The sequence below is a fragment of the Oceaniglobus ichthyenteri genome (assembly GCF_003057885.1).
GTDB classification, from domain to species: Bacteria; Pseudomonadota; Alphaproteobacteria; order Rhodobacterales; family Rhodobacteraceae; genus Oceaniglobus; species Oceaniglobus ichthyenteri.
Window position 1 is genome coordinate 19,002 of sequence record NZ_QAGK01000009.1, and the last position, 26,865, is coordinate 45,866.

Annotated in this window: 35 protein-coding genes and 1 tRNA gene; 19 read left to right on the forward strand and 17 right to left on the reverse strand. The window is 58.7% G+C overall.

The window, feature by feature from the left end; genetic code table 11:
* Window positions 1-45: 45 nt before the first annotated feature.
* Window positions 46-975, forward strand: a complete 930-nt coding sequence (locus C8265_RS13590; RefSeq protein ID WP_108484571.1) for an AEC family transporter — start codon at window positions 46-48, stop codon at window positions 973-975.
* On the opposite strand, the gene C8265_RS13595 is transcribed toward C8265_RS13590, so the two are convergent.
* Window positions 972-1,976 carry a Hint domain-containing protein gene (locus tag C8265_RS13595; protein ID WP_164512334.1) on the reverse strand — a complete coding sequence of 335 codons (1,005 nt, stop codon included), beginning with the start codon at window positions 1,974-1,976 and terminating at the stop codon, window positions 972-974. The genes C8265_RS13590 and C8265_RS13595 overlap by 4 nt on opposite strands.
* A gap of 236 nt (window positions 1,977-2,212) precedes the next feature.
* Here C8265_RS13595 and C8265_RS13600 point away from each other — a divergent pair, with 236 nt between their 5' ends.
* The 5 genes from C8265_RS13600 to C8265_RS13620 are packed head-to-tail and all read left to right on the forward strand — an operon-like array spanning window position 2,213 to window position 4,885.
* Window positions 2,213-2,776 carry a thioredoxin family protein gene (locus tag C8265_RS13600; RefSeq protein ID WP_108484573.1) on the forward strand — a complete coding sequence of 188 codons (564 nt, stop codon included), beginning with the start codon at window positions 2,213-2,215 and terminating at the stop codon, window positions 2,774-2,776.
* On the forward strand, window positions 2,767-3,414 hold the full coding sequence (gph, locus tag C8265_RS13605) for a phosphoglycolate phosphatase (RefSeq protein ID WP_240611086.1): 648 nt from the start codon (window positions 2,767-2,769) through the stop codon (window positions 3,412-3,414). Before C8265_RS13600 ends, gph begins: the two co-directional genes overlap by 10 nt.
* A gap of 34 nt (window positions 3,415-3,448) precedes the next feature.
* Complete coding sequence (gene pth, locus C8265_RS13610; RefSeq protein WP_108484575.1) at window positions 3,449-4,120, forward strand: aminoacyl-tRNA hydrolase; 672 nt, start codon at window positions 3,449-3,451, stop codon at window positions 4,118-4,120.
* A 14-nt stretch (window positions 4,121-4,134) separates the two neighbouring features.
* The gene (locus C8265_RS13615; RefSeq protein ID WP_108484576.1) at window positions 4,135-4,518 is read left to right on the forward strand and encodes a DUF2237 family protein; all 384 of its coding nucleotides are present in this window, start codon (window positions 4,135-4,137) and stop codon (window positions 4,516-4,518) included.
* Between the two features lie 43 nt (window positions 4,519-4,561).
* Window positions 4,562-4,885, forward strand: a complete 324-nt coding sequence (locus C8265_RS13620; protein ID WP_108484577.1) for a hypothetical protein — start codon at window positions 4,562-4,564, stop codon at window positions 4,883-4,885.
* A gap of 5 nt (window positions 4,886-4,890) precedes the next feature.
* Here the strand turns inward: C8265_RS13620 and trpB are convergent, their stop codons facing one another.
* The 10 genes from trpB to trmB form a co-directional block, all read right to left on the reverse strand.
* On the reverse strand, window positions 4,891-6,120 hold the full coding sequence (trpB, locus tag C8265_RS13625) for a tryptophan synthase subunit beta (protein ID WP_108484578.1): 1,230 nt from the start codon (window positions 6,118-6,120) through the stop codon (window positions 4,891-4,893).
* A gap of 15 nt (window positions 6,121-6,135) precedes the next feature.
* A complete protein-coding gene (locus C8265_RS13630; protein WP_108484579.1) occupies window positions 6,136-6,585 on the reverse strand; it encodes a GNAT family N-acetyltransferase in 450 nt (149 codons plus the stop codon).
* Window positions 6,582-7,214 carry a phosphoribosylanthranilate isomerase gene (locus tag C8265_RS13635; RefSeq protein ID WP_108484580.1) on the reverse strand — a complete coding sequence of 211 codons (633 nt, stop codon included), beginning with the start codon at window positions 7,212-7,214 and terminating at the stop codon, window positions 6,582-6,584. The genes C8265_RS13630 and C8265_RS13635 overlap by 4 nt, the downstream gene beginning before the upstream one ends.
* Window positions 7,215-7,217: 3 nt before the next feature.
* Complete coding sequence (locus tag C8265_RS13640; protein WP_108484581.1) at window positions 7,218-7,577, reverse strand: LapA family protein; 360 nt, start codon at window positions 7,575-7,577, stop codon at window positions 7,218-7,220.
* Between the two features lie 5 nt (window positions 7,578-7,582).
* The gene (gene ihfB, locus C8265_RS13645; protein WP_108484582.1) at window positions 7,583-7,864 is read right to left on the reverse strand and encodes an integration host factor subunit beta; all 282 of its coding nucleotides are present in this window, start codon (window positions 7,862-7,864) and stop codon (window positions 7,583-7,585) included.
* A gap of 332 nt (window positions 7,865-8,196) precedes the next feature.
* Window positions 8,197-9,873, reverse strand: coding sequence for a 30S ribosomal protein S1 (rpsA, locus tag C8265_RS13650; RefSeq protein WP_108484583.1), 1,677 nt, complete (start codon window positions 9,871-9,873; stop codon window positions 8,197-8,199).
* A 206-nt stretch (window positions 9,874-10,079) separates the two neighbouring features.
* A complete protein-coding gene (locus C8265_RS13655; protein WP_108484584.1) occupies window positions 10,080-10,721 on the reverse strand; it encodes a (d)CMP kinase in 642 nt (213 codons plus the stop codon).
* A gap of 72 nt (window positions 10,722-10,793) precedes the next feature.
* Window positions 10,794-11,177, reverse strand: a complete 384-nt coding sequence (locus C8265_RS13660; protein ID WP_108484585.1) for a GFA family protein — start codon at window positions 11,175-11,177, stop codon at window positions 10,794-10,796.
* A complete protein-coding gene (gene aroA / locus C8265_RS13665) occupies window positions 11,174-12,526 on the reverse strand; it encodes a 3-phosphoshikimate 1-carboxyvinyltransferase (RefSeq protein ID WP_108484686.1) in 1,353 nt (450 codons plus the stop codon). The genes C8265_RS13660 and aroA overlap by 4 nt, the downstream gene beginning before the upstream one ends.
* A gap of 236 nt (window positions 12,527-12,762) precedes the next feature.
* On the reverse strand, window positions 12,763-13,482 hold the full coding sequence (gene trmB / locus C8265_RS13670) for a tRNA (guanosine(46)-N7)-methyltransferase TrmB (RefSeq protein WP_108484586.1): 720 nt from the start codon (window positions 13,480-13,482) through the stop codon (window positions 12,763-12,765).
* Between the two features lie 107 nt (window positions 13,483-13,589).
* Here trmB and C8265_RS13675 point away from each other — a divergent pair, with 107 nt between their 5' ends.
* The 4 genes from C8265_RS13675 to C8265_RS13690 all read left to right on the forward strand — a co-directional run bounded on the left by C8265_RS13675 (window position 13,590) and on the right by C8265_RS13690 (window position 16,663).
* On the forward strand, window positions 13,590-13,952 hold the full coding sequence (locus C8265_RS13675) for a hypothetical protein (protein WP_126623177.1): 363 nt from the start codon (window positions 13,590-13,592) through the stop codon (window positions 13,950-13,952).
* Window positions 13,953-13,991: 39 nt separating this feature from the next.
* Window positions 13,992-14,477, forward strand: a complete 486-nt coding sequence (locus C8265_RS13680; protein ID WP_108484588.1) for a copper chaperone PCu(A)C — start codon at window positions 13,992-13,994, stop codon at window positions 14,475-14,477.
* A 181-nt stretch (window positions 14,478-14,658) separates the two neighbouring features.
* A complete protein-coding gene (locus tag C8265_RS13685) occupies window positions 14,659-15,804 on the forward strand; it encodes a lytic murein transglycosylase (protein WP_108484687.1) in 1,146 nt (381 codons plus the stop codon).
* Between the two features lie 115 nt (window positions 15,805-15,919).
* The gene (locus tag C8265_RS13690) at window positions 15,920-16,663 is read left to right on the forward strand and encodes an SDR family NAD(P)-dependent oxidoreductase (RefSeq protein WP_108484688.1); all 744 of its coding nucleotides are present in this window, start codon (window positions 15,920-15,922) and stop codon (window positions 16,661-16,663) included.
* On the opposite strand, the gene C8265_RS13695 is transcribed toward C8265_RS13690, so the two are convergent.
* Entirely contained in the window at window positions 16,660-17,355 is a 696-nt protein-coding gene (locus C8265_RS13695) for an SDR family oxidoreductase (protein ID WP_108484589.1), read from the reverse strand. The two genes, C8265_RS13690 and C8265_RS13695, sit on opposite strands and share 4 nt — an antisense overlap.
* Window positions 17,356-17,503: 148 nt before the next feature.
* On the opposite strand from C8265_RS13695, the gene C8265_RS13700 reads away from it, so the two are divergent.
* From C8265_RS13700 to C8265_RS13735, 9 genes are all read left to right on the forward strand, one after another.
* Window positions 17,504-17,577, forward strand: a tRNA-Gly gene (locus tag C8265_RS13700).
* Window positions 17,578-17,719: 142 nt separating this feature from the next.
* Window positions 17,720-18,412: a DUF533 domain-containing protein gene (locus tag C8265_RS13705; protein WP_108484590.1), complete on the forward strand. Its 693-nt coding sequence runs from the start codon at window positions 17,720-17,722 to the stop codon at window positions 18,410-18,412.
* Between the two features lie 45 nt (window positions 18,413-18,457).
* The gene (locus tag C8265_RS13710) at window positions 18,458-19,315 is read left to right on the forward strand and encodes a PhzF family phenazine biosynthesis protein (protein WP_108484591.1); all 858 of its coding nucleotides are present in this window, start codon (window positions 18,458-18,460) and stop codon (window positions 19,313-19,315) included.
* Window positions 19,316-19,377: 62 nt separating this feature from the next.
* Complete coding sequence (locus C8265_RS13715; protein WP_164512335.1) at window positions 19,378-20,232, forward strand: DMT family transporter; 855 nt, start codon at window positions 19,378-19,380, stop codon at window positions 20,230-20,232.
* Between the two features lie 72 nt (window positions 20,233-20,304).
* Window positions 20,305-21,579, forward strand: coding sequence for a phosphopyruvate hydratase (eno, locus tag C8265_RS13720; RefSeq protein ID WP_108484593.1), 1,275 nt, complete (start codon window positions 20,305-20,307; stop codon window positions 21,577-21,579).
* A gap of 113 nt (window positions 21,580-21,692) precedes the next feature.
* Window positions 21,693-21,836 (forward strand): entericidin, encoded by a 144-nt coding sequence (locus tag C8265_RS13725; protein WP_108484689.1) that lies wholly within the window; start codon window positions 21,693-21,695, stop codon window positions 21,834-21,836.
* Window positions 21,836-21,997, forward strand: a complete 162-nt coding sequence (locus tag C8265_RS19530; protein WP_164512336.1) for a hypothetical protein — start codon at window positions 21,836-21,838, stop codon at window positions 21,995-21,997. Before C8265_RS13725 ends, C8265_RS19530 begins: the two co-directional genes overlap by 1 nt.
* Window positions 21,998-22,064: 67 nt before the next feature.
* Entirely contained in the window at window positions 22,065-22,589 is a 525-nt protein-coding gene (locus C8265_RS13730; RefSeq protein WP_240611087.1) for a glutathione peroxidase, read from the forward strand.
* The gene (locus C8265_RS13735; protein WP_108484595.1) at window positions 22,586-23,011 is read left to right on the forward strand and encodes a cupin domain-containing protein; all 426 of its coding nucleotides are present in this window, start codon (window positions 22,586-22,588) and stop codon (window positions 23,009-23,011) included. Before C8265_RS13730 ends, C8265_RS13735 begins: the two co-directional genes overlap by 4 nt.
* 46 nt (window positions 23,012-23,057) lie before the next feature.
* Here the strand turns inward: C8265_RS13735 and C8265_RS13740 are convergent, their stop codons facing one another.
* The 5 genes from C8265_RS13740 to C8265_RS13760 form a co-directional block, all read right to left on the reverse strand.
* The gene (locus tag C8265_RS13740; RefSeq protein WP_108484596.1) at window positions 23,058-23,894 is read right to left on the reverse strand and encodes an ATP-binding protein; all 837 of its coding nucleotides are present in this window, start codon (window positions 23,892-23,894) and stop codon (window positions 23,058-23,060) included.
* Window positions 23,891-24,811: a twin-arginine translocase subunit TatC gene (gene tatC / locus C8265_RS13745; RefSeq protein ID WP_108484597.1), complete on the reverse strand. Its 921-nt coding sequence runs from the start codon at window positions 24,809-24,811 to the stop codon at window positions 23,891-23,893. Before tatC ends, C8265_RS13740 begins: the two co-directional genes overlap by 4 nt.
* Window positions 24,808-25,251, reverse strand: coding sequence for a Sec-independent protein translocase protein TatB (tatB, locus tag C8265_RS13750; RefSeq protein ID WP_108484598.1), 444 nt, complete (start codon window positions 25,249-25,251; stop codon window positions 24,808-24,810). The genes tatC and tatB overlap by 4 nt, the downstream gene beginning before the upstream one ends.
* Before the next feature lie 34 nt (window positions 25,252-25,285).
* On the reverse strand, window positions 25,286-25,498 hold the full coding sequence (locus C8265_RS13755; protein WP_108484599.1) for a twin-arginine translocase TatA/TatE family subunit: 213 nt from the start codon (window positions 25,496-25,498) through the stop codon (window positions 25,286-25,288).
* Between the two features lie 259 nt (window positions 25,499-25,757).
* Window positions 25,758-26,834 (reverse strand): ABC transporter ATP-binding protein, encoded by a 1,077-nt coding sequence (locus tag C8265_RS13760; RefSeq protein ID WP_108484690.1) that lies wholly within the window; start codon window positions 26,832-26,834, stop codon window positions 25,758-25,760.
* Window positions 26,835-26,865: the final 31 nt, after the last annotated feature.

Here is a 26,865-nt window from a genome sequence, read left to right on the forward strand (position 1 = left end):
AAATTCACACGGCCCTGCGGCCTGACCCCATACACAGGCCCCGATATGCAAGCGCTTTTAACCATTATTCTGCCTGTTTTTATCGTGATGGGGTTTGGGTACGTCGCGGTATGGCGCGGATATTTCAGCGAAACCGGCGTTGACGGGTTGATGAAATTCACCCAGCGTTTCGCCATTCCGTGCCTGTTGTTCAATGCCATCGCAGGCCTGGATCTGGGACAGCGGTTTGACCCGGCTTTATTGTCCGCATTTTACCTTGGGGCGTTTTCGGGCTTTGGCGCTGCGTTTCTGGGCGCGCGGTATTTGTTCAAACGTGATTGGGCCGATTGCGTTGCGTTCGGGTTTTGCGGGCTGTTTTCAAACTCGGTGCTGTTGGGCCTGCCGATTGCCGAACGGGCCTTTGGCACCGAAGGGCTGAGTTATAACTATGCGATCATCGCGATTCATGCGCCAATCTGTTATGGCATCGGCGTTACCTTCATGGAGATCATCCGAAACCCCGGCGGCGCACCTTTCGCCACGGCGCGAAAAGTGGCCAAAGCGATGTTTTCAAACGCTTTGGTGATCGGCATATCCTTGGGTTTTCTGGTAAACCTCAGCGGATTGTCCATTCCGGGGTTGGTGCAAAGTGCGGTTGACATGATGGTGCGTGCCGCCCTGCCTGCGGCATTGTTCGGGCTGGGGGGCGCATTGGTGCGCTATCGCCCCGAAGGCGACATGCGCGCCATCTTTTGGGTTTGTGGTTGTTCGCTGATCCTGCATCCGGCCATCGCCTTTGGTTTGGGAAACTGGTTTGGCCTGTCCACCGATGCCCTGCGCGCAGCGGTCATAACGGCGGCGATGGCACCGGGGGTCAACGCATATCTTTTTGCCGATATGTACAGCACCGCGCGCCGGGTTGCCGCGTCAAGTGTGCTGATCGGCACCGGGCTTAGTATTTTCACGGTCTGGATCTGGTTGATGATCCTGCCCTAGGCGGCCAGTATCGCCTGCGCCTCATAGGGGCGCAGGGTTGGCGCGGCGGCTGGCCCATAGGCATCAGGATTGTCACGCAGCGCCGGAAACAGCGCCATCACCTCGGCCCGCGCCTGCGCGGTGAGCGTGGCCAAAGACGCGCGCCCCGGCAGGAAGCTTTCGCTGGGGACACCATTGGAAAATACGATCTGGTGATGCGCAAACAACAGGTGATGATAGCGGATCAAACCGCCCAAAGGTTGGGTGACAGTGGTCCCATTTACAAACGCCTTGGCCGGAATCAGGACGCCGGGCGAACAAAACAGCAAATCCGCCATCGGTGTGGTGACCAATATCCGATGCTGAGGGGATACCACCAAGGGTGCATTATTATCCAACACGCCGGGCGCAAAACGGATCGGCGCCGTTTCGGCGGTGGCGCGAAACATCCGCGCCCCACACCACAACACGCGTTCCGCCATCCCGCCGCGCACACGCACCAGATCACCGGTGCGCAGATCTTCAACCGCCCGTGTCCCACCCCGTACCCCGATGCGCGTGCCGGTCGCAAAACAGATCGGCGTGACAAATTTGCTTTCATGAAAGCTGGGATAATCCTCGGCAGATACAACCGTCAACGCAACGCCGGGCGGCGGAAACGTACCCGGTGCACCGACAATGGCCAGACCTTCAATCGTGCCATAGGCAGGATCGGAATTGTTCACATTGAACGCTACGGCCGTCCACGTATCGGCCCCGTCTGTCAAGACGATTGAATATTCTGCCTCAACTTTGGTTCCATCGGAATACACCCTGCCATCAACAGATTGGGCACCGTCCAACCTTTGCGAACAATCATTATCGGAGAATTTTCGATCCCACCCATTGTCGGAAATCGAAACGGGGTTCCACGCCCTGCTGTCAAATGTGATCTCTTGCCCCACAAGGTGCGAACCATCGCCTTGGGTGATCCCATCCAAAGTGACACCGCCGGTGACTGACACCTCTGAGGCGCCGATCATGTATATTTGATATGTCTGTCCCATCGATCACCGTCTGGAAAATACCTCTTGCCTCGCTTTTAGGGCAAAGGTGTGACCAAACCCTGAATGACAACCCACCAAAAGCGGTTTTCAATAAATTTCCCGGCGCACACTCGCACTTTGTGCCATTGCCCTATATCTTGGCGCAAATCCCGGTATTCTGACGAATATCATTGAAATCACTCCGATCACTGCCCTTTCCAGGAGACAATACTATGGCTGCTGCCCCCCCTGTTTGCGATTTTGACTGGCCTGCGCCGGATTTTTCCCTGCTTGCGACCGACGGTCAGGTTCTGTCGTTGGCCGATGTTGCAGGGCCGAACGGCACGCTGATCATGTTTATCTGCAACCACTGCCCCTATGTGTTGGCGGTTCTTGACCGGATCAAACGCGACAGCGCCGAGTTGAAAACCATGGGCGTGGGCGTCGCGGCGATTTGTTCAAACGATCCGATCAGTCACCCCGACGACAGCTATGAAAACATGCAAGCCATGGCCAAACGCGAGGCGTTTCCGTTTCCCTATCTGCACGACGTCGATCAATCGGTCGCGCGGGCTTATGGTGCGGTTTGCACGCCTGATTTCTTTGGGTTCAATGCCGAACTCGGGCTGCAATATCGCGGGCGTCTGGACGTTTCGCGTGCGCAACCCGGCCCTGCCGATGCCCGGCGCGATCTGTTTGAGGCGATGAAACAGATCGCCGAAACCGGAAACGGCCCGCGCGATCAAACGCCCTCGATGGGCTGTTCGATCAAATGGAAGGACACCGGGTGGGCGTGATCATTTTTGACCTTGATGGCACCCTGATCGACAGTGCGCCTGACATCTGTGCCGCCGGCAATATCGTGTTGCGCGACCAGGGTGTGGCCGAAATGGATCTGCCCGAAGCACGCAGTTTTATCGGCAGCGGCGCGCCGATATTGATAGAACGGATGATCGCCGCGCGCGGTCTTGATCCGGCGTTGAAAGACACGATGTTGGCGCAATTGCTGGATCTGTACGAGGATGCCGTGCACCTGACCACGCTGTATCCCGGCGTGACCGATTGCCTTGATGCGCTGGCCGACGCGGGCCACATTTTGGGTATTTGCACCAACAAACCCGAAGCGCCGACAAAATCGGTTTTGCGCCACTTTGACATGCAGGATCGGTTTGGCGCGGTGTTTGGTGGCGATACCCTGCCGGTGCGCAAACCCGACCCTGCGCCGCTTCTGGCCTGTCACCGGGCGCTTGGCGGTGGTCCGGCCCTCTATGTGGGCGATAGCGAGGTGGACGCCGCAACCGCACAGGCCGCCGCCCTGCCCTTTGCGCTGTTTACCCGCGGCTATCGCAAAACGCCGGTTGACGAACTGCCCCACACCTATGTGTTTGACCATTTCGATGCATTGCCAGACATCGCCGCACGGTGTTTCGCGTGACGGCACCGGGCTGGTGTGAAAGGGGCGCGTTGTGATGCAATTGTTCGTTGGATTGGGCAATCCCGGTGCGAAATACGCTGGTAATCGCCATAACATCGGGTTCATGGCTGTTGATCGTATTGCCGATGATCACGGTTTCGCCCCGTGGCGCAGCAAATTTCAGGGCCGGGTCAGCGAAGGCGTGTTGGACGGCGCCAAAGTGGTGCTCTTGAAACCCGAAACCTTCATGAACCTGTCGGGCCAATCCGTTGGCGAAGCGATGCGTTTTTACAAACTGACACCCGGCGATATTACCGTTTTTCATGATGAAATCGATCTGGCCCCGGGTAAATTGCGCCTGAAAAAGGGCGGCGGTCACGCGGGGCATAATGGGCTGCGTTCAATCCATTTACATATCGGGGCGGAATACCAAAGGGTGCGGATGGGCGTGGGCCATCCGGGGCACAAAGACGCCGTGCCCGGCTATGTTCTGAAGGATTTTGCCAAGGCTGACAAGAATTGGCTTGATGATATGCTGCGCGGTGTATCCGATGGCGCCGCGTCCCTGGCCCTTGGCGATGGCGCCAAATTCACCAATGCGGTGGCCCTGCGCACAGCACCGCCGCGGCCTTCCAAACCAATGCCCAAACCGATAAAAACCGAAACCGCCCCAGATGAGGACACGCGCAGCCCCTTGCAAAAACTGGCCGATCGTTTCCGCCAGTAACCCCGGAGTGAAAAATGGAAAAAGAGCCTTCAATCAATGTCTTGGGCGGCGATCTTGAACAATGCTCCGCTGATCCGCTGACCGGGTACTTTCGCGATGGATGCTGCAACACAAATGCCGCAGATCAGGGCAGCCATACGGTCTGCGCAATTCTCACGGCTGAGTTTCTGGCGTTTTCAAAATACGTGGGCAACGATCTGTCCACCCCACGGCCCGAATACGGCTTTCCCGGTCTCAGGCCCGGCGATCAATGGTGCCTGTGCGCGGGGCGGTTTCTTCAGGCCCATGATGAAGGTTGCGCGCCAAAGGTCAATCTGACGGCGACCCATATTCGCGCGCTGGACATCGTATCGCTGGATATTCTGGCCGGTTACGATATCGCAGGCCGACCTGATTAATTGAACATTTCGAACGTAGTCATCTCAACAAGGGCCAAATGCCATGCCAGACTTGCACAAAATTGACTTTGTGAATCCAACCTTCCATTCCGGCCTGAATATCACGGTGCGTCACGGTGACCGCTGGACGAAACTGGCCCGCATTGGCGATCGGTTGCAAATTGCCGGACGTGAGGGTGAAATTCAGGCCCCATTGGTGGGAATGTTCTATTCCGATCTGCGCGACATTCCTCAGGCGTTTCTGGATCTGGAGCACGACGGCGATGCGCGTACTCACGCCGGATTGAAAACCATCCTTGATCAAATCTATGGCCCGACACAGGATGGCGAACGCATGGTCACCACCCTGTTTTTCCTAATAGAATAAATCGCTTAGGCGCCGGTATTCATTTCCCAACCCAAGGCGCGCGCGACGGTAAAGATATCCTTGTCACCGCGCCCGCACATATTCATGCAAATGATGTGATCCTTAGGCAGATCGGGCGCGATTTTCATCACATGGGCCAAGGCGTGCGATGGTTCGAGTGCCGGAATAATCCCTTCCATCGCGCAAGACAGCTTGAACGCTTCCAGCGCCTCGACATCGGTGATCGAGACATATTGCGCCCGGCCGATATCATGCAACCAGGCATGTTCGGGGCCAATGCCGGGGTAATCCAGACCGGCGGAAATGGAAAACCCTTCCAATATCTGCCCATCGTCATCCTGCAACAGATAGGTGCGGTTGCCATGCAAAACCCCGGGCCGCCCACCGGTCAGCGAGGCGCAATGTTCCATCTTGGCATTCACCCCCTTGCCGCCCGCCTCAACACCAATGATCGCCACGTCCTTGTCATCAAGGAAGGGGTAAAACAGGCCCATGGCGTTTGACCCACCGCCGATCGCGGCGATGATCGTGTCGGGCAAACGGCCCTCCTGGCACATCAATTGTTCTTTGGCCTCTTTGCCGATGATGCTTTGAAAATCGCGCACCATTGCCGGGTACGGGTGCGGACCGGCCACCGTGCCGATGCAATAAAAGGTATCGCGCACATTCGTCACCCAATCGCGCAAGGCGTCGTTCATTGCGTCCTTCAGCGTGCCACGCCCGCTGGTCACCGGTATCACCTCGGCCCCCAAAAGCCGCATCCGAAACACATTGGGCGATTGCCGCTCAACGTCATGCGCGCCCATGTAAACCACGCATTTCAAACCAAATTTTGCGCAAACCGTGGCTGTGGCCACACCATGTTGCCCGGCACCGGTTTCGGCAATGATCCGGGTTTTTCCCATGCGGCGCGCCAACAGGATTTGCCCCAACACGTTATTGATTTTATGCGCGCCGGTATGGTTCAACTCATCCCGCTTGAGGTAAATTTTAGCGCCACCCAGATGTTCGGTCAGGCGTTGTGCAAAATACATCGGGCTGGGGCGGCCAACGTAATGTTCCCACAGATCGTCCATTTCGGCCCAAAAGCTATCGTCAGTTTTGGCATGCTCGTACTGCGCCTCAAGTTCAAGGATCAGCGGCATCAGGGTTTCAGACACGAACCGCCCGCCAAAATCGCCAAAACGCCCGTTTTCGTCGGGGCCCGTCATAAAGCTGTTGAAAAGATCGTTCATCGCCACGCCCTCCTGCTACCTCAGTTCGCGTTTAAAGCCTATGTGCGAGGGCGTAAAGCCAAGCTGCGTGTAAAAGGCGTGGGCGCGGGTTCTGGTCGCATTGGTGGTCAGTTGGATCAGACCACAGCCAGCCGCCCGCGCCCGGGATTCAGCATCAGCCATCAGGGCCGCCCCCACCCCACGCCCGCGCATCGTGCTGGAGACACGCACAGATTCAATCTGGGCGCGGCGCGTTGCGCGCAGGGACAGGCCGCTGATGAACGTGATCTGATACGTGGCGATCACCGCGCCGTCGCATTTCCCCACGATCAAAGTGTTGTCGCCTTCGGCCTGCATCGCCTCGAAGGCCGCGATGTAGCGGGCCAGATCATCGGTTTCGCGCCCCGCGCCCAAGGCATCGTCGCGCAACAGAGCCACGATCGCCGGAATGTCGGTCCGGGTGGCGCGCTGCCAAATCACGTTCATCCCGCCGCTGCGATAAATTCGCCAATCCTGCCCGCGTCCTTCAGCCCCGGCTTTGCCTCAACCCCCGACGACACATCAACCTGCCGCGCGCCCGTCAGGCGCACCGCCTCGGCCACATTTTCCGGGGTCAATCCACCGGCCAACATCCATGGCACCGGCCATCGGCGCCCTGCCAGCAACCGCCAATCAAAGGTCAGGCCATTGCCCCCCGGCAAATCGGCATCTTTCAGCGGCTTGGCATCAACCAGAAGTTGGTCGGCCACACGGCCATATTCGGCCAAAGGCTTGAGATCATCAGCATCGGCAATGCCCACTGCCTTCATCACCGGCAGGCCATAGCGCGCGCGTATCTCGGCCACGCGTTCGGGGCTTTCGCGCCCGTGCAGTTGCAACATATCAATGGGAACAGCCTGCAGCAGCGCATCAAGCGCGGCATCATCGGCATTGACCGTCAGCGCCACCTTGCATTGCCCCACCGGTACATCAATGGCCAAGGCGGCCGCCTGTGCAACGGACAGGTGGCGCGGGGATTTGGCGAAAAACACAAACCCCACATAGGCCGCATCGCGTGCCGCCAAAATGTCGGCGGGCCGGGTCAGCCCGCAGATCTTTACCCGTGTGTTGCCCATGGGTTACCGCGACGGGCTGGGCGAATCCAGAAGCGCCAGCACATCATCGCCCTTGCGCGGGCTGGGGCCGGACATCTGCGACATTTCACGCTGCAGTTTCTCTTTCTCGCGACGCTGGCGCACGGCCTCGGCGCGGTGTTTGTGTTCGCGCAGCCATTCCCAGACAAATCCGATCAGCACGCCGCCGATTATCGCCGCAAAAATCACGATGAAAAGAGGCAAGGTAACGGCCCATGACCAGCCCATGAAACCTGACATTTCGACAGGCAGCAGTTGCAATGTCACGGCCTTTCGATTGGCCAGGGCCACAACCACCAGGCACACCGCCAAGATGAGCAGAAACGCATAACGTATATAGCGCATTGATATTATTCCTCGTTCAGCCTGTCGCGAAGCAGCTTGCCGGTTTTGAAAAATGGCACGTGCTTTTCCTCGACATGCACCGATTCTCCGGTGCGGGGGTTTCGCCCCACTCTGGCATCCCGCTTCTTGACTGAAAAGGCCCCGAAACCGCGCAGTTCGACACGGTCGCCTTTTGCCATGGCCGATATGATTTCTTCGAAAATGGTGTTCACAATACGCTCAACGTCGCGCTGGTACAGATGAGGGTTCTCATCCGCGATTTTCTGGATCAGTTCTGATCGAATCATGCACACGTCCCCCTGTGCTGTGACGAAATGCCCGGTTCAGGCCGCACTTGTATTGAAACCATAGAAGAAATTCGCGCCACAGGAAACACATCGTACCCCCCTTGGCGACCAAAACACATTACGAAATCATCCAATTCCCAGACCAAATTTCATTTCCAGCCGAATTTCGCCCAATTTTTCATCACTTTGTGCGATCTTTGCAACCTGATTACAGCCCGATTCGGCGTTCACGTAAACCGGAATTCTGGATCGCACCCGAATTAGAATGAAAAACCCCCCGCGGCGGATGCTGCGGGGGGCTGTGTATGCAGGCCGGATAGGGCCGCCAGTGTTTAGTCGTCGCCCTTGAGCGCCGCACCCAGGATATCGCCCAAGGACGCACCGGAGTCGGACGAGCCATACTGCTCAACGGCTTCTTTTTCTTCGGCGATCTCGCGTGCCTTGATCGACAGACCCAAACGGCGGGTTTTCTGATCAACGTTGGTAACGCGCACATCGATCTTGTCGCCCACGCCAAAACGCTCGGGGCGCTGTTCGGCACGGTCACGCGACAGGTCGCTGCGGCGGATGAAGGATTTCGCGCCTTCATATTCCACTTCGACGCCGCCATCTTCGATGGAGGTCACGGTGACAGTGATGATCGAGCCGCGCTTGACGCCTTCGGTCGCACCGGTGAACGAATCGTCCAACGCCTTGATCGACAGTGAAATCCGCTCTTTCTCGACATCCACTTCGGTGACGATGGCCTGAACCAGATCACCTTTTTGGAAGTTCTGAATGGCTTCTTCGCCGCGCTGATCCCAGCTGATGTCGGACAGGTGCACCATGCCGTCGATGTCGTTGTCCAGACCGATGAACAAACCGAATTCGGTGATGTTTTTCACATCGCCTTCGACTTGTGTGCCCTCGGGGTTGTTCTCGGCGAACACTTCCCATGGGTTGCGCATGGTCTGTTTCAGACCCAGCGACACCCGGCGCTTGGCCGAATCGATTTCCAACACCATCACTTCGACTTCTTGGCTGGTCGAAACGATCTTGCCGGGATGCACGTTCTTCTTGGTCCAAGACATTTCCGAAACGTGAACCAGACCTTCAACGCCTGGCTCAAGCTCAACAAATGCACCGTAATCGGTGATGTTGGTCACGCGGCCCGTGTGGGTCGATTCCAGCGGGAATTTCGCCTCGACCGAATCCCAAGGATCGGCTTGCAACTGCTTCATGCCCAAGGAAATACGGTGGGTTTCCTTGTTGATCTTGATCACCTGAACCTTGACGGTTTCGCCGATGGCCAAGATTTCCGAAGGATGGTTCACACGGCGCCAGGCCATGTCGGTGACGTGCAACAGACCGTCGACGCCGCCCAGATCCACAAACGCACCATATTCGGTGATGTTTTTCACCACACCGTCCACGGCCTGACCTTCGGTCAGATTGCCGATGACTTCGGCGCGCTGTTCGGCACGGGATTCTTCCAGAATCGCACGGCGCGATACAACGATGTTGCCACGGCGACGGTCCATTTTCAAAATCTGGAACGGCTGTTTCAGACCCATCAACGGGCCGGCATCGCGCACCGGGCGCACATCAACCTGCGAACCGGGCAGGAACGCAACCGCGCCGCCCAGATCGACAGTGAAACCACCTTTGACCCGGCCAAAGATCGCGCCTTCGACACGCTCTTCGTCGGCATAGGCTTTTTCAAGACGATCCCAGGCTTCTTCGCGCCGCGCCATTTCGCGGGAAATGACCGCTTCGCCCTTGGCGTTTTCAACCTGGCGCAAGAACACTTCGACTTCGTCGCCCACGTGTACATTGGGGGCTTCGCCGGGTTCTGCAAATTCTTTCAGATCAACGCGGCCTTCCATTTTATAGCCGACGTCGATGATGGCCTGGCCCGCTTCGATCGCGATAACCTTGCCTTTGACGACAGACCCTTCGTCGGGTGTGTCAATTTCGAAGCTTTCGTTCAGGAGGGCTTCGAATTCCTCCATGGTGGTGGATGCGCTCATGTGGCGTACAGGTCCTTTGTGGTCATTATACTGGCCGAACGGTTGTCTCCGACGGTCTTTGGGGTTGCTTGGTCAAAACGAAAAACAAAGGGCCGGTGTGATCCGACCCTGCATATCCTCCGCCCGGGGCTGTTACCGCCCCTTCGACGGTTGCGCGTATAGTCCAACCTGCCCGCATTGACAAGGGCACGCGCCCAATCGGATGGTCATTGGCGATCGGGCGCGCCGCCGTCGGCCCTTTTGCCACCCCGTTGGGTGATGATTTTCACGGCCTGGGCCACGGCTTCGTCAATGCTCATTTGTGAGGTGTCGATCAGGATCGCGTCATCGGCCGGTTTCAGCGGCGCGGTGGCGCGGGCCTGATCGCGGGTGTCGCGTTGGCGCAAATCGGCCAGCACCGCGTCAAACGATGTGATCGCGCCACTTTCGCTCAGTTCGGCAAAACGTCTTTGGGCGCGAATGTCATCGCTGGCGGTGATGAACAGTTTCGCCTCGGCGTCGGGGCAGATCACCGTGCCGATATCGCGGCCATCCAGCACCGCGCCACCCGCACGCCGCGCAAAGGCCCGTTGAAACGTCAGCAAAGCGGCGCGCACTTCGGGAATCACGGCAACACGGCTGGCGGCCTGGGCGGCATCACTGTCGCGCAGATCGTCGCGCTCCAGATCGCGCGGCGAAAGGGTGCGCGCTGCCTCAATAGGGTCGGCCCCGGCCAGCATTTGCCGCCCTACGGCGCGATACAACAGGCCGGTGTCCAGATGCGCAAAGCCAAAATGCGCCGCAACCTGGCGCGATACCGTGCCTTTTCCGCTGGCGGCCGGCCCGTCGATTGCCACTGTGAATGCCATGTTCTCTCCGATGTTAGACCTGCCGTGGTAAAACCCCACACCGCCCGTGACAAGCCCAGAACGTTTGCCCGCCTACTCTGCCTCGTTGTATTCCAGACACGGAAGATCGTCGGTAATCTCATAATACGCGCCCTTTTCGGCGCAAAAAATATGCCCGATCAATTCGGCATCCTCGCTGTCATCTAACGTCCCGGCATGAATCGAAAGATCCGGCCCCGGCCCATCCCAAAACAGGCTGCTGCCGCAGGTGGCGCAAAATCCACGGTTGGCGATCTCGGAGGATGGATACCACGTTACCTCGCCGCTGATCAAAACCAATTCGCGCGCGGCCGACGTAAGGGCCGCGAAATGACCGCTGGATTTGCGGCATTGGGTGCAATGGCACGCCACCACCGGAAACAACGGCCCCCTGACAAGATAGCTGACCGCACCACACAGACAGCTTCCTGTGCTCATCCGTCGAGGGGGCGCAAATCTGCGCCCAGCGCGCCCATCAACCCCTGAAAAATCGGAAACGATGTGGCAATCGGGCCCGCATCGTCAACCGCCATGGCCTGCTGTGCCCCCATGCCCAAAATCAGAAACGACATGGCAATGCGGTGATCCAACCGTGCCTCGGCCGTGGCACCGCCCGGAACGCCCTTGGGGCCCATGCCGGTGATTTTCCACCAATCTTCGCCCTCATCCACGGTAACGCCGGCGGCGCGCAGGCCCTTGGCCATGGCATCAATCCGGTCTGATTCCTTTACCCGCAGTTCTTTCACGCCCTGCATATCGGTCACCCCTTCGGCAAAGGCGGCGACGATTGACAGGATCGGGTATTCATCAATCATGCTGGCCGCACGGGCCGGTGGTACGGCGATGCCTTTCATATCGGGCGAAAACCGCGCGCGCAGATCGGCAACAGGTTCGCCGCCCTCGACACGCTCGTTCTCATAGGTCAGATCGGCGCCCATTTCGCGCAGGGTGGTGAACAGACCGGCGCGGGTGGGGTTCAACCCGATGCCCGGCACCAATACATCCGACCCTTCAACAATCAGCGCGGCACACACGGGAAACGCCGCCGAACTGGGGTCGCGCGGCACGGCGATGGTTTGGGGTTGCAAATCGGGCTGGCCTTGCAATGTGATTACCCGGTCTTTGCCGGTGTCCTCGACCGCGATATCGGCACCAAAGCCGGCCAGCATCCGTTCGGTGTGATCGCGCGTCGCCTCACGTTCGATCACGCGGGTTTCGCCGCGCGCATTCAGGGCGGCCAGCAATACCGCCGATTTCACCTGCGCCGATGGCATCGGCACGGTATATTCCACGCCCACCGCATCGCGCGCGCCAACAATCGTCATCGGCAAACGCCCGCCTGCCCGCCCAAACGCCTGCGCGCCGAACAACGCCATCGGGTCGGTCACCCGCCCCATGGGCCGGCCGTTCAGTGACGCATCGCCGGTAAAGGTGGCAGTGATCGGCGTGGTGGCCATGGCCCCCATGATCAACCGCACGCCGGTGCCCGAATTGCCGCAATCAATGATGTTTTCAGGCTCGCCAAAGCCGCCAACACCGACACCGTGCACAGACCAATCGCCCGCGCCGTGCTGTATCACTTGGGCGCCAAACGCCTGCATCGCGCGGCCGGTGTCCAACACATCCTGGCCTTCCAACAGGCCGGTAATGCGGGTTTCACCAACGCAAAGCGCGCCCAGAATGAACGAGCGGTGCGAAATCGACTTGTCCCCCGGCACATCCGCGGTGCCGGTCAATGGCCCGCAAGGGGCCGAAGTCATGGGTTGTGCTGCGCCGTGGCCTGACATGCCGTCCCTCTCCATCACGAAATCGCGCGGATACTACCCCCGCTTGTCAGGGGTGCAAGGCTTAAACGACATGGGTGTCAGATCAGCGCCGCCAAAGGCAGCAACAGGAACACAAACAGGATGAAGGGCAAATGGCGCATTGGGGAGATCCGGGATGCGGGTGAATCATGTGAAGTATGATTCATCGATAACCTGCTGACCCCGATCTACAAAGTTGCGATTTTCCAAGCCCGATTTTAGGCTGAAAGACGCCGAAATGTCAGGTAATGCGGCACCCGCCCTTCGCGCAGCGCCTTTTGCTCGTAACGGGTGGAAATCCAGTCATCCCACGGGGCGCGCCAATCGTCTGGCCCCTCGGCCAGCCATTCAAACCCGGCGCGCGGCACCTCTTGCAAGGTTTGGCGCACATAGTCGGGAATATCGGTGGCAACGCGAAAAATCGCACCCGGCTGCAGCACCCGTGCCAGAGGTTGCAAATGGTCGGGCGTCACGAACCGGCGGCGATGGTGGCGTTTTTTCGGCCACGGATCGGGGTACAGCAAAAAGGCGCGCGCCACGCTGGCCTCGGGCAATACATCAAACACATCCCGCACATCGCCAGGATGGATTTTTACATTCTCAACCGCCGCCGCGCGCAGTTTTCCCAGACACATGGCGACGCCATTCTCAAACGGCTCACATCCCAGAAACGTCACATCGGGGTTGGCCGTGGCCTGATGCACCAGATGTTCACCCCCACCAAAGCCGATTTCCAACCACAGGGGGCGCCCCTCGGTCAGGGTATCCATATCCAACGGCGTGCGGTCGGGGTTTACATCCCACCCCACCGGGCCGGGCGACAGGGGCGCCAGATCTTCGGCCAGATACAGGTGTTGATTGGGGCGCAGGGTCTTGCCCTTGAACCGGCCATAAAAATTGCGCCACGGTGCGCCGCTGGGGTGTTTGCGATCTGTCATGGGGCGGCGTGATAGGGCGCGCGCGCGGGTATTGCAACATCTGCGACGCGGTATCGCTTGCGCGTGGTTTTGGGGCGGCGTAGGTTCACGATATGACGGGAATGGCGATGAAAACGATCGGGCGGATGTGGCTGGCGGGGCTTTTGGCCCTGGCGCTGGCAACGTCGGCCTTGGCCCATCGCGCCCCGCCCAGCACCGATGACCTGTCAAAGATCACATTCCTGATCGCAGGTGGCACCCTTGGCGATATCTGCAACGACCATGAGGGCGGCGATCACCACCATCTGTTGCCTATATGCGAGGCATGTCGCCTGATCGATTCGGCCTTGACGCCCAGCAGCCCTGACACCTTTGCGCTGCCAAATGTCGTGGCGCGGCAATTCTGTGCGCCAACCCACGCCCAATCGGCCCTGCCCGCCGCGCCCCGGCGCGCCCATACGCCGCGCGCGCCCCCTGTCTGTGTGATCTGAACCCGATCCAAATCAACACACAGTCAGAAAGACACACCTATGAAACCGATGTTTTCCGCCGTTTTGGCCACCCTCTGCCTTACCGCTCCTGCATATGCCCATGATTACACCCTTGGCGATCTGACCATTTCCCATCCGATGGCGTTTGAAACCACTGCCGTGGCCCAGACTGCCGGGGGATTCATGACCGTCACCAACGCGGGCGATACCGCTGACAAGCTGCTGGAAGTGCGCGGTGATTTCCCCCGCATTGAAATTCACACCACGGAAATGACCGATGGTGTGGCACGGATGATGAAACAAGAATTCATCGCGCTGCCCGCCGGTGAAACCGTGACGTTTCAGCCCGGCGGATACCATGTGATGTTCATGGGTCTGGGCGGTGATCCGTTCGAAGTTGGCGAGGAAATCCCACTTACCCTGGTGTTTGAGAATGCTGGTGAAATCGATGTGGTTTTTGACGTCGAACCACGCCCGACCGATACGAAGGGCATGGATCATTCCGGCCACAAGATGGAAAAGTAAAACGCCCCCGTCACATCGGGGCCAGATGAAAGATCACACCGGGGGGCCAGATGGCCCCCCGATGCATTCAGACTCAGCTGAAATATTTCCCGCACCTTGCGAAACCCCGCCGACGCCCCTTTGCGCCGCCACCGCGCATCCGCTATGGTTTTGCAAAACAGCGAAAACGCAGGTGGGCATCATGCAGGCAACCAGACGAACATTCACCCTTGGCACGCTTGCCGTGCTTCTTTCGGGCTGCAGCGGGGCGGCAAGATTTGCCAGCACCCCCGCCCGCCCCGACACCACGCTTCCCACCGCGCCCAATGCGGGTTGGGATGCCTGGGTCGCCGGGTTCAAAGGGCGCGCCGCCGGTCAAGGCATATCGCCCGGCGTCATCGACCGCGCGTTTCGCGGTGCCGGATTTATCCCCGGCGTGATTGAACGCGACCGCAACCAGACAGAATTCAAGCGCAGCCTTGAAGATTATCTTTCCATCGCCGCCTCGGACGAACGGGTTGCCAAAGGCCGCGCCAATTATGCCGCACAGCGTGCAACCCTGGCCCGGATTGAGGCGAAATATGGGGTTGAGGGCAATGTCGTGGCCGCGATCTGGGGCCTTGAAAGCTTTTTCGGGGAACGGCGCGGCAATATCCCGATTGTGTCGTCCACATCTACTCTTGCCTATGAGGGGCGGCGCGGTGCGTTTTTTGAAAAACAATTGATCGCGGCGCTGAAAATCCTGCAAAACGGGGACACGACCCCTGAAAATCTGGTGGGCAGTTGGGCGGGCGCCATGGGCCACACGCAGTTCATCCCCACATCCTATGAATTGTTCGCGGTGGATTTCACCGGTGACGGGCGGCGCGATATCTGGTCGGACGATCCGACCGACAGTCTGGCCAGCACCGCCGCCTATCTGGCGAAATCCGGCTGGCAGCGGGGCCAACCCTGGGGCGGCGTGGTCGGATCACCCGGCGCCAATGTGCCCGGCGGCCGCCGGTTACAGCCCGAAGCAGGCGGGCCGACCTTTATTGTCGGGCGCAATTTCGATGCGATCAAACGCTATAACAATTCCGACAGTTACGCGATTGGCGTTGGCCATCTGTCAGACCGGATCGTGGGTGGCCCGCCGATCACCGGTCCGTTTCCGCCCGATCAGTACGGGCTGCGCAAGGATGATCGTATCGCGTTGCAGCGGCGTCTGACCGCCGCCGGTTTTGACACCCAAGGCAGCGATGGCGTGATCGGGCCAAACAGCCGCGCCGCAATTCAGGCGTATCAGGCCCGCAACGGTTTACCCGTCACCGGCGATCCGTCGCTGGAGTTGTTGCGCAGGCTCGGCTGACCGTAGGTGCCGCGTCGGGATTTTCTGACGCCGCAGGTTATTTCCCGGCGATGCCCTCTGGACTTTGCCAATCAAAATCCGGTTCATTGCCGGATCAGACATTCAGGAGAGCACCATGGCCAATGATTTTTCCAACCGCACTGCCGTCGTCACCGGCGGCGCCCAAGGCATCGGCGGTGCCGTGGCCGAAGTTTTGGCAAAGGGCGGTGCCCGTGTCGCGCTGTGGGACATGGATAAGACCCTGGCCGAAGAAACCGCCGCGCAACTGGGGAATGGCGCCATCGCCGTATCCTGTGACGTCAGCGATTGGGCCAGCGTACAGGCAGCCTATGACACAACAATCACAACGTTCGATCGGATTGATATTCTGGTCAACTCGGCCGGGATCGCGGGATCAAACGCGCCTGTGGCCGAATATGACGTGGCCGAATTTGCCCGCATCGTTGATATCAACCTGAACGGCACCTTCATGGTGAACAAGGTGGTGGTGTCACAGATGATGGCGCAAAATTACGGGCGCATCGTCAATATCGCATCAATTGCCGGCAAGGAAGGCAACCCGAATGCCAGCGCCTATTCCGCCTCAAAGGCCGGGGTGATCGGCCTGACCAAATCCCTGGGCAAGGAATTGGCGGCCCACGATATCGCGGTCAATTGCGTAACCCCCGCCGCCGCGCGCACCCGGATTTTCGACCAGATGGCACAGGAACATATCGATTACATGCTGTCAAAAATCCCCCGTGGTCGTTTTCTGGAACTGAGCGAGGCAGCGGCGATGGTGGCGTGGCTGTGCAGCGCCGAAAACAGCTTTACCACCGGTGCGGCGTTTGATTTGTCAGGCGGGCGCGCGACCTATTAATCCTTGAATGTATCAACGAACGGGTAAATGCGCCCGGTGCGATCAATGAACAACCCGGCCCAATCGGGCACGGCCAGGGCGATCGCGCTGCGCATCTGTGCGACACTTTCGGCCGGGTCAAGATGCCCCGCACCATCTGTCATATCGGTGCGCACCCACCCCGGGCGCAGGGCGAAATACAATACGCCCTGCCCCGCCAATTCATGGCCTAGTGAAATGGTCACGGCATGCGCGGCAGCCTTGCTCGCGCAATAGGGCGCGCGCACCGGGCCACTGATTTTAGCCAGAATACCGGCCTGACTGCCCAGCGTCACACCAATGGGCGTGTCGGCCAGTTTCAGATTGGGCAAAAGCGCGCGGGTGACCAATGCAGGCCCCAGGGTATTGATCGCAAAGACATTTGCCCATTCCACAGGGTCCGCCGACAAGGCCGTGCCAGCCGGATCGCCCATGACACCGGCATTGTTGATCAACAGATCAATCGCGCGCCCTGCCATTGCCGCCCCCAACGCCGAAATGCTGGCCGGATCGCCCACATCCAACGGCAGGATATCCGCACCTGTGGCGCGCAACGCATCGGCGGCATCCGGATCGCGCGCCGTGCCGATCACATGCCAGCCATCAGCGCGGTATTGTCGGGCAAATTCCAAACCCAAACCCCGTGTCGCGCCGGTGATCACAACTGTTTTCATACGTTCCTCTTGGTGCCTGCAGCCTGTCGCCCCCTTTGTGCATCATATGAGGCCCAGTTAAACCTGCATCTGGTTAAAATATCGCTACCCTCTTCCCCGTCGGTATCACCTTGAAGGCCCGGGCAGAGTTGTCTATCAACGCGCCAAGGCGGGTGTAGCTCAATGGTAGAGCTTTTGCTTCCCAAGCAAGTGACGAGGGTTCGATTCCCTTCACCCGCTCCAGATTTCCTCACATCGTTACCGCAAGATCGCCAGCGCCCTGTCGCCCCGAAATGCGTGAAAAATTCAGCCCTGCACCACGCCATGCCCTAGCAAACGGCGCGATCCGGTTTATCTTGGTACAAACAACCAAAAGGATCACGCCATGGGCCTGAAGAACATGATGACCAAACTTGCCATCGCATTTGTGGCGGCAAAAGGCGCGCAGATGTACACGCAGGCCGGTGGCATGGACGGGGTCAAACGCAAACTGGCCGAACAGAAACAGTCGGGTCAGGGCATCGGTGGCCTGTTGAATCAGGCGGGCAGTGGCGGCGGGTTAAGCAACGTGTTGGGCCAGCTGGGCCTGTCGGGCGGATCATCGGGTGCGGGCGGCATTGGCGGTCTGCTGGGCGGTTTGGCCGGGGCCGGTTCGACCAACCCGGAGGGGGCCGATAAACTGCGCGGATTGCTCGATACCACCGCCACCCCGCAAGTGCCCGAAGAAACCGAAGCGGGCCTGGTTATTCGCGCGATGATCATGGCCGCCAAGGCCGATGGCGAAATCGACGAAAAAGAGCGCCGCACCCTGTGGGAGGTCTTGGGCGACAGCGACCCCGAGGATCAGGCGTTTGTTGAAACCGCCCTGAACGCACCTGTCGATGCACAGGCGTTGGCGCGCGATGTGCCAAATGGAATGGGGTTGGAAATCTATACCGCTGCGGTGCTGGCCATCACCCCCGATAACCGCGACGAGGCGCAGTTTCTGAACGCCTTGGCCGAGCATCTGAACCTTGACAAGGCCGAGGTGAATGCCGTGCATATCGCCCAAGGCAAAACGCCGCTTTATACGCTTTGATCGCGCGACACACCTGTTAAGGGACCGGCAAAGGAGCGGTGGGCAATGGTCGATTTTCTGGTTTATGACGTGTTCACCGACACGCCCTTTGGCGGCAATCCCTTGGCGGTCGTGACCGATGGGCCAGCCGTGCCCGAGGCGCAGTTGCAAAAAATTGCGCGTGAATTCAACTTTTCCGAAACCACATTTGTGTATCCCCCCGTTGATCCGACCCATACCGCAAAGGTGCGGATTTTCACCCCAACGATGGAGATTCCGTTTGCCGGGCATCCGATCATCGGCACCGCCCTTGCGTTGCACGATCTGGGCCGGGCGGCTGATATGGTTCTGGAACTGGGCGTGGGGCCAATTGCCTGTTCGATCACAAAGGGATTGGCGCGGTTCACCGCCACACAGCCCCTTACCATCGACGCGCACCCGGATCTGGCCGATGTTGCCGCCTGTCTGGGCGTGGCACCCGGCGCAATCCGCACCGACCGGCATATGCCGGTACTGGCCGGTGTGGGCCTGCCGTTTGTATTGGCCGAACTAAGCGATCTTGCCGCTCTAAACAGCGTACAGCCCGTGAGCGACGCCTTTCGCGCCGGTGCGGCGCAGTATCCATCACAGCTTGATTTTGCGATCTATGCCTATGTGCGCGACGGCGCGGCGGTTTCGGCGCGGATGTTTGCCCCGCTTGACAACATCCCCGAAGACCCCGCCACCGGCAGCGCCGCCGCCGCCCTGGCCGCGTTCCTGTCACAACTTGAATCGGCGCCGCTGACCCTGTTGATCACCCAAGGTCAGGACATGGGCCGCCCCAGCCATATACAGGCCGAGGTCGAGTTGGAAGGCGGGTTGACCCGCGCGATCCATATTTCAGGACGGGCACGCAAAATGATGGTGGGCCGCCTGACACTTTGACTCTGGCATCCCCCCTGCCCTTGGCCTAGTCATCGGGGATGATCGACATTCAAGAAACCCCGATGCGCGCAATCCTTCTGATGGTCGGTTCAATGGCCGGGTTTGCCTTTTCGGACATGTTTGTCAAAATCGCCACCGGTTATCTGCCCACGGGGCAGATCATCGCCACGTTGGGTTTTGGCGGCACGGTCGTCTTTTCCATTCTGTCGATGCGCAAGGGGCACCGTCTGATCGGGCCGGATTTCTGGCATTGGTCTATCCTGTTTCGGATGCTTGCCGAAGTGGTGGGCACCATTGGCTTTGTCGTTGCCCTGTCGCTGACCACATTATCCGAAGTGTCGGCGGTGATGCAGGCCGCACCGCTGGCCGTGACGCTGGGCGCTGCCGTGGTCCTGCGCGAGCCGGTGGGATGGCGGCGCTGGGGCGCGGTTCTGGTTGGGTTTTGCGGCGTTTTGATCATGTTGCAACCGGGGGCCGAAGGGATGAATTGGGGTGCCCTGGTCAGCCTGCTGGCGGTGGTCGGCTTATCTTCGCGCGATCTTGTCACGCGGTTTGTGCCCAACCATGTGCCCAATCTGGTTCTGGCGACCTATGGTTTTGTATCCCTCATTCCCACGGGGTTTATCCTGCTGATGTTTTCCGGCGGTGCGGTTGTGCCTGCCGCGCCGGTTATGGCGATTCTGTTTGCCATGGTCTGTTTTGCCTCGATGGCCTATTTCGCGCTGACACTATCGCTGAGGTTGGGCAGCATGGCGGTGATTGCCCCGTTTCGATATTCGCGGCTGATCTTTGCCTTTGCGTTGGGTGCGGTTGTGTTTGGCGATGCCCTGACCCCGGCGATTGTGTTTGGCGCATTGCTGGTTGCGGCGGCCGGCCTTTATACCCTGTATCGTGAACGCCGTCTGAAACATACCTGAACGCAGGGCTGCGTTGCACTTGCGCCGCGCGCTGCTATACCTTGAAAAAACAAATTATAACGGAGCCTCTTCATGAGCACGATCATCGACATTATCGGTCGCGAAATTCTGGACAGTCGGGGCAACCCCACCGTTGAGGTGGATGTCATTCTGGAAGACGGCACAATGGGGCGCGCTGCCGTGCCATCCGGGGCCTCGACCGGGGCGCACGAAGCCGTTGAAAAACGCGATGGCGACACGTCGCGCTATATGGGCAAGGGCGTGCTTGAGGCCGTGGCGGCCGTGAACGGCGAATTGGCCGAAGGTCTGGTTGGTTTTGATGTCATGGAGCAAGAGGCAATCGATGCCACCATGATCGAAATGGATGGCACCCCCAACAAGGCCCGTCTTGGCGCAAACGCCATTTTGGGCGTGTCACTGGCCGCGGCCAAGGCGGCGGCGGATTACAGCGCGCAACCCTTGTTCCGCTATGTCGGCGGCACCAGCGCGCGCACCCTGCCGGTGCCGATGATGAATATCATCAATGGCGGCGAACATGCCGACAATCCGATCGATATTCAGGAATTCATGATCATGCCGGTCAGCGCCACCAACATCCGCGATGCGGTGCGCATGGGGGCCGAGGTATTTCACACCCTGAAAAAAGAGCTGACAACCGCCGGCCTTTCCACCGGTATCGGCGATGAGGGCGGTTTTGCCCCCAACATCAGCAGCACACGCGACGCGTTGGATTTCATTCTGAAATCAATCGAAAAGGCCGGATATACCCCCGGTGACGATATGATGTTGGCAATGGATTGCGCCGCCACAGAATATTACCGCAATGGTAAATATGAGATGAAGGGCGAAAATGCCTCGCTTTCGTCGGAAGAAAACGTCGCCTATCTGGCGAAACTCTGTGCCGACTATCCGATTTTCAGCATCGAAGACGGCATGTCCGAAGATGATTGGGACGGCTGGAAAATGCTGACCGATGAATTGGGCGACAAGGTGCAACTGGTCGGCGACGATCTGTTCGTCACCAACCCCGAGCGTCTGGCCGAAGGCATTTCGCGGGGCTGCGCCAATTCGATGTTGGTGAAGGTCAATCAGATAGGCACATTGTCCGAAACCCTGCGCGCGGTGGAAATGGCCCATCGCGCCCGGTTCACCAATGTGATGAGCCACCGCAGCGGCGAAACCGAAGACGCAACCATCGCCGATCTGGCCGTGGCCACCAATTGCGGTCAGATCAAAACCGGATCACTTGCCCGGTCTGACCGGTTGGCCAAGTATAACCAATTGATTCGCATCGAGGAAATTCTGGGCGAAACGGCTGTGTACGCCGGCAAATCGATCCTGCGCTAAATCTATCACAGGGGGGGCCAACCATCGGCCTCCCCTTTGCCACGCCCATAACGCGCCCTATATGCCATTCAATCCGACCAAGTGTCGGCATGAATGACGGAAAGGTCGCCATGATGAAAAACACTGTTGTGATCCTCATGATATCTGTTTTGGGCCTGTCAGCCTGCAACACGGCTGTTGGTGCGGCCAAAGACGTGTACGGCGGCACCAAATATGTTGCCAAAAAAGTTGTCGGCAGCGACAAAGACAACGAATAATGCCAAAATCAACCCTTGCGCAGCTGTTGACGGTGCTGATCCTTGCGGTTGGCCTTTCAGGCTGCGCAGCGGTGAAATTGCCGATAAAGGCGGCGGGCACAGTGGTGGGAACCACCATTCTGGCCGTAACCCAAGACAGCTATCGCCCGACCGCCCCTTGACGCACGGCGATTTGAAACTCTTTCTTTAGGAATGTGGTATAGTCCCGACCCGAAGAAAGCCAATATCGTGTTGAAAATCCTTGCCATTACCCTGACGCTGGTTGCCGCCCCCGGTTTGGCCGCCAGCCCATCGCGCGACGCGCCCTTCGTCAATATCGACGGCGGCACACTGTCGCTGGCTGATTACCGCGGACAGGCGGTGTTGGTGGTGAACACGGCATCACAATGCGCGTTTACCCGGCAATATAGCGCCCTGCAGACATTGTGGGAAACCTACCGCGACCGTGGTCTGGTTGTCCTTGCGGTGCCCTCTGACGATTTCGCACAGGAACTGGACAGCGCCGCAGAGGTAAAGGAATTTTGTGAGGTCAATTACAACCTGACCCTGCCAATGACCGATATCACACACGTGCGCGGATCAGATGCACACCCGTTTTATGCCTGGCTGGCGGAGCAGGTCGGGTTTGTGCCACGATGGAATTTCAACAAGGTGCTGATCGGACCGGACGGGGCGGTTTTGGCCACCTTTGGATCACCCCAAGGGCCGCTTGGCCCCAAGATGATACAACAGATCGAACAGGCCCTTCCATGAACGAAACCGCCGACGACATCATCGCACGATTGCAATTGCAGCCCCATCCCGAAGGCGGCTGGTATCGCCAGACGTGGGCCAGTGACGAAACGCCGCGCGCCACGGGCACCTGTATTTATTTCCTGTTGAAACAGGGCGAGGCAAGCCATTGGCACAAGGTTGACGCCACTGAAATCTGGCATTTCTATACCGGCGCGCCCGTAGAGTTAAGCATTAGTGAAACCGAAACCGGGCCGGTCAGTGACCTGATGCTGGGGCCTGATTTTAACGCGGGGCAACACCCCCAGATCATCGTGCCAAAGTACCATTGGCAGGCCGCCCGTGCGATCAACGGCTGGGCCTTGGTGGGTTGTACCGTCTCGCCGGGCTTCACCTTTGATGGGTTCACCCTGGCGCCGCCTGATTTCGATATTCCGCGTTAGAGTCGCGCCAGTAAAGCCACGATTTGTTTTGGGAAAGCCAGACCGATCAAGAGATTGAAACGCCCTTGCGTCCGGCCAGATCGGTAAAATACTGCCACGCCACCCGGCCCGAACGGCCACCGCGTGTTGCCTGCCACTCAATCGCTTCGGCGCGCAGGGTTTCGGGCGCGATTTCTACATCATGGGCATTACAGTACCCTTGGATCATCGCCAGATATTCATCCTGCGTACAGGGGTGAAAGCCCAGCCAAAGCCCGAACCGATCAGACAGCGATACCTTTTCTTCGACCGCTTCAGATGGGCTGATCGCTGACGAACGTTCATTTTCGATCATATCGCGGGGCATCAGATGGCGCCGGTTCGACGTGGCATAAAATACCACATTGTCGGGCCGCCCTTCGATTCCGCCATCCAGCACCGCCTTGAGCGATTTGTAATGCTGATCGTCATGGGAAAATGACAGATCATCGCAAAACAGGATAAACCGGTGATCAGTGTCGCGCAGCAGGTTCAGCAGGCGCGAAATGCTGGGCAGGTCTTCGCGCTGTACCTCGACGATCTTCAGGGGGTGCTGCGCGGCCACTTTGGCATGAATCGCCTTGACCAGGCTGGATTTTCCCATGCCCCGTGCGCCCCACAACAATGCATTGTTGGCCGGCAGGCCGCGCGCGAACTGCACCGTGTTTTCCAGCAGCGTGTCGCGCGACCGGTTCACCCCGACCAACAGCGACAGATCAACCCGGTTCACCCGCGCCACGGGCACCAAACGATCAGGCGCCACCTGCCACACAAAGGCATCGGCGGAATTGAAATCCGGCGCGCGTAATGGCGGCGGCGACATCCGCTCCAACGCGGCGGCGATACGGTCTAACGGATCACTCACTTCAAATCCTCGAAATCTTCCAGCTCTTCTTCATCGTCCAGCAACCCCTCTTCGCGCAGGGCTTGATCGCGCTTTTTCTCAACCCGCTTGACCAGTTGGATCGACACTTCGTAGAGGCCATAAACCACCACAAACAAAATCAGCTGTGTCACAACATCGGGCGGTGTAACCAGTGCGGCCAGCAGCAAAATGGCGACAACCGCGTATTTGCGCACATCCCCAAGACCCTGCGCCGACACAAGCCCGGCCTTGCCCATCAGCGTCAACAGCACCGGAAGTTGAAAGCAAAGCCCAAACGCGATGATGAATTTCAATGTGATATCAAGGCTTTCGTTAACCTTGCCGAAAAACGTGATCGTTACGCCATTTGAGGTTTGCGGCACGACCACACCATCCATCGGCACGCCGCCCACCACCCGTTGCATCAACCCGGCAAAAACCGAAGAAATATCGGCAAAGCCAAGGAAAAATTGCATCGCCAGGGGGGTGACGACAAACTGGGCGAACGACGCGCCCAGCAGAAACATCACAGGCGAGGCGACAAGAAACGGCAGGAATGCGTTCTTTTCCGTGCGGTACAGACCGGGCGCCACAAAACGCCACAGTTGATAGCCAATCACCGGAAAGGCCAGAGCAAAGCCAAACACCATCGAGATTCGGAACAGCGTGAACAGATATTCCTGGGGCGAGGTATATTGCAACGTTGGCGACGGATCACCCAGACTGCGCAAGGTGGTCTCGATCGGTTTCACCAGAAACTGCAAGATCGGTTCGGCAACGATGAATGCCAGAACAATCCCGACGATAAACGCCCCCACCGCACGGATCAGGCGGGTGCGCAATTCGGCCAGATGTTCGATCAACGGGGCTGACGTGTCTTCCATGTCGTTCGATGTATCATCGGGCTTGCTGCTCATGAGTCACCCTTTGGTGAAGTGTCCGGTTCTGGCGTTGCCGCCGGGGCCGGATCGGGTTTTGCGGCTGTTTCCGCACCCAGTTTTGCCGCTTCATCCGCGCGGTCCGTGACCGATTTCGCGGTTTCGGCGGCACGCGCGGCATCCCCGGTTTTTGGTGCTTTGCCCGGCTGCCAATTATCGAATTTGTCAGCCGCGTTGTTCAGCGCATCAAGACCAAGGTTTTTGGATGACGTCGCGCTTTTCAGATCCTTGGCCACGTCTTTCACCCCCGCTTCGTCGGCGGCGTTGTCCATAGCGCGTTGAAATTCGCGTGCCATGCTTTTCATGCGCCCGGTAAACCGACCCAGGGTACGAAACATCCCGGGAAGGTCTTTTGGGCCCACCACGATCAGCGCGACAACGCCGATCACCAAAAGCTCGGTCATGCCGATATCGAACATGGTGTGTCCTTTGACCTGGTTCAGGTATGAACCATTAGACTTTGTCTTTTTCCTTTTCCTCTGCCGTGGTGTTTTCCACGGTTTCGGCATCTTCTATTTCTTTGCTGGAATCGCTGACGCCGCGTTTGAAGGCGGTGATCCCCTTACCGACTTCGCCCATCAACGATGAAATCTTGCCGCGTCCAAACAGGACCAGAACGACAACCGCAATCAGTAACAGGCCCGGCAGGCCAATATTGTTCAACATGGGGTCTCTCCCTTTGAAGCACCCGGCAGGGCGCTGGTATATCGCCCCTTGTTAAGACAGCGCCGCGGCAAGGGAAAGCGGCAAGGCGAAAAATTGATCGGGTTCATGGCGTTAAAAGCAAAGTTTTGTGACACGATGTTTTGAACTGACCGGTTCAACATGTGTGAGGGGCCAGAATTGGTACGAATCACCGCGCGCTGCCGCAATATCCGACCCGTGCCAAATGGCCGAGCAAAGCCTGCCGATAATGTGCAAGCCTTCAGCGGCGCGGAAACACAAAGCATTTGTCACGCCGAATCATCAACCACAGCGGCGTGCCCGGTTTGGGAAGGAACACCGACGGCACGGTGGCACTGATCATTGATCCGTCAAAATCCAGTTGAAATTCGACCAGACTTTCCTTGCCGATAAACCGTGAGCGTTGCACCACCGCGCGGGCGGGTGTGCCATCACTGGGCGTGGGCAGGGGGCCGCGCCCGCCGCGATCAAAATCAATCCGCACATGTTGCGGGCGGATCACGATATCGACTTCGGTATTGTCAGGCACACCGGGCGCAAGGAATTTGCCAAACGCCGTTTGTGTCAGCGCCCCATGAACAGTGCCTTTTATCACATTGATATCGCTGAAAAATGCCGCTGCGGCCTGATCGGCGGGGGTGTTGTAAACGTTGTACGGCGCGCCCTGTTGCACGATCTTTCCGCCGCGCATCAGGGCAATGTCATCGGCCATGCGCATCGCTTCTTCCGGCTCGTGGGTGACCAGAAGAACGGCCGTGCCTTCCTCTTTCAGAATGCCCAGCGTGTCATCGCGAATGCCATCGCGCAGCCGGTTATCAAGGCCTGAAAACGGCTCGTCCATCAGCATGATTTTGGGCCGGGGCGCAATGGCGCGGGCCAGTGCCACGCGCTGTTGTTCGCCGCCCGACAGTTCGTGCGGGAATACATCCAGATACCGCTCAAGCGACACACGTTCGAGCAATTCAGTGACCCGGCGGCGTTTTTCGGCCTTGGGGCCGCGCAGGCCAAAAGCCACGTTATCGGCCACGGAAAGATGTGGAAACAGCGCGAAATCCTGAAACATCAATCCGATCGAGCGGCGTTCGGGCGGCACCCGAAAAACCGTGTCGCAGACCAATGTGCCATCAACCCAGATGCGCCCGGAATCCTGCATATCGACCCCGGCAATGATCCGAAGGGTGGTCGATTTGCCGCAGCCAGACGGCCCCAAAAGGCAGGTCACCTGCCCCGGCATCACATCCAGCGTGACATCATCCACCACCCGACGACCGCCAAAGTCGCGGATGATGTTTTCAATGCGCAATCGGGGGGGTGTCAGGGACAAAGGCGCCTCATTAAATACCCGAGCG

Coding starts and splice junctions, on each gene's coding strand:
- C8265_RS13590 (WP_108484571.1), top strand. CDS start 46: ATGCAAGCGCTTTTAACCATTATTCTGCCTGTTTTTATCGTGATGGGG.
- C8265_RS13595 (WP_164512334.1), bottom strand. CDS start 1,976: ATGATCGGCGCCTCAGAGGTGTCAGTCACCGGCGGTGTCACTTTGGAT.
- C8265_RS13600 (WP_108484573.1), top strand. CDS start 2,213: ATGGCTGCTGCCCCCCCTGTTTGCGATTTTGACTGGCCTGCGCCGGAT.
- pth (WP_108484575.1), top strand. CDS start 3,449: ATGCAATTGTTCGTTGGATTGGGCAATCCCGGTGCGAAATACGCTGGT.
- C8265_RS13615 (WP_108484576.1), top strand. CDS start 4,135: ATGGAAAAAGAGCCTTCAATCAATGTCTTGGGCGGCGATCTTGAACAA.
- C8265_RS13620 (WP_108484577.1), top strand. CDS start 4,562: ATGCCAGACTTGCACAAAATTGACTTTGTGAATCCAACCTTCCATTCC.
- trpB (WP_108484578.1), bottom strand. CDS start 6,120: ATGAACGATCTTTTCAACAGCTTTATGACGGGCCCCGACGAAAACGGG.
- C8265_RS13630 (WP_108484579.1), bottom strand. CDS start 6,585: ATGAACGTGATTTGGCAGCGCGCCACCCGGACCGACATTCCGGCGATC.
- C8265_RS13635 (WP_108484580.1), bottom strand. CDS start 7,214: ATGGGCAACACACGGGTAAAGATCTGCGGGCTGACCCGGCCCGCCGAC.
- C8265_RS13640 (WP_108484581.1), bottom strand. CDS start 7,577: ATGCGCTATATACGTTATGCGTTTCTGCTCATCTTGGCGGTGTGCCTG.
- ihfB (WP_108484582.1), bottom strand. CDS start 7,864: ATGATTCGATCAGAACTGATCCAGAAAATCGCGGATGAGAACCCTCAT.
- rpsA (WP_108484583.1), bottom strand. CDS start 9,873: ATGAGCGCATCCACCACCATGGAGGAATTCGAAGCCCTCCTGAACGAA.
- C8265_RS13655 (WP_108484584.1), bottom strand. CDS start 10,721: ATGGCATTCACAGTGGCAATCGACGGGCCGGCCGCCAGCGGAAAAGGC.
- C8265_RS13660 (WP_108484585.1), bottom strand. CDS start 11,177: ATGAGCACAGGAAGCTGTCTGTGTGGTGCGGTCAGCTATCTTGTCAGG.
- aroA (WP_108484686.1), bottom strand. CDS start 12,526: ATGTCAGGCCACGGCGCAGCACAACCCATGACTTCGGCCCCTTGCGGG.
- trmB (WP_108484586.1), bottom strand. CDS start 13,482: ATGACAGATCGCAAACACCCCAGCGGCGCACCGTGGCGCAATTTTTAT.
- C8265_RS13675 (WP_126623177.1), top strand. CDS start 13,590: ATGAAAACGATCGGGCGGATGTGGCTGGCGGGGCTTTTGGCCCTGGCG.
- C8265_RS13680 (WP_108484588.1), top strand. CDS start 13,992: ATGAAACCGATGTTTTCCGCCGTTTTGGCCACCCTCTGCCTTACCGCT.
- C8265_RS13685 (WP_108484687.1), top strand. CDS start 14,659: ATGCAGGCAACCAGACGAACATTCACCCTTGGCACGCTTGCCGTGCTT.
- C8265_RS13690 (WP_108484688.1), top strand. CDS start 15,920: ATGGCCAATGATTTTTCCAACCGCACTGCCGTCGTCACCGGCGGCGCC.
- C8265_RS13695 (WP_108484589.1), bottom strand. CDS start 17,355: ATGAAAACAGTTGTGATCACCGGCGCGACACGGGGTTTGGGTTTGGAA.
- C8265_RS13705 (WP_108484590.1), top strand. CDS start 17,720: ATGGGCCTGAAGAACATGATGACCAAACTTGCCATCGCATTTGTGGCG.
- C8265_RS13710 (WP_108484591.1), top strand. CDS start 18,458: ATGGTCGATTTTCTGGTTTATGACGTGTTCACCGACACGCCCTTTGGC.
- C8265_RS13715 (WP_164512335.1), top strand. CDS start 19,378: ATGCGCGCAATCCTTCTGATGGTCGGTTCAATGGCCGGGTTTGCCTTT.
- eno (WP_108484593.1), top strand. CDS start 20,305: ATGAGCACGATCATCGACATTATCGGTCGCGAAATTCTGGACAGTCGG.
- C8265_RS13725 (WP_108484689.1), top strand. CDS start 21,693: ATGAAAAACACTGTTGTGATCCTCATGATATCTGTTTTGGGCCTGTCA.
- C8265_RS19530 (WP_164512336.1), top strand. CDS start 21,836: ATGCCAAAATCAACCCTTGCGCAGCTGTTGACGGTGCTGATCCTTGCG.
- C8265_RS13735 (WP_108484595.1), top strand. CDS start 22,586: ATGAACGAAACCGCCGACGACATCATCGCACGATTGCAATTGCAGCCC.
- tatC (WP_108484597.1), bottom strand. CDS start 24,811: ATGAGCAGCAAGCCCGATGATACATCGAACGACATGGAAGACACGTCA.
- tatB (WP_108484598.1), bottom strand. CDS start 25,251: ATGTTCGATATCGGCATGACCGAGCTTTTGGTGATCGGCGTTGTCGCG.
- C8265_RS13755 (WP_108484599.1), bottom strand. CDS start 25,498: ATGTTGAACAATATTGGCCTGCCGGGCCTGTTACTGATTGCGGTTGTC.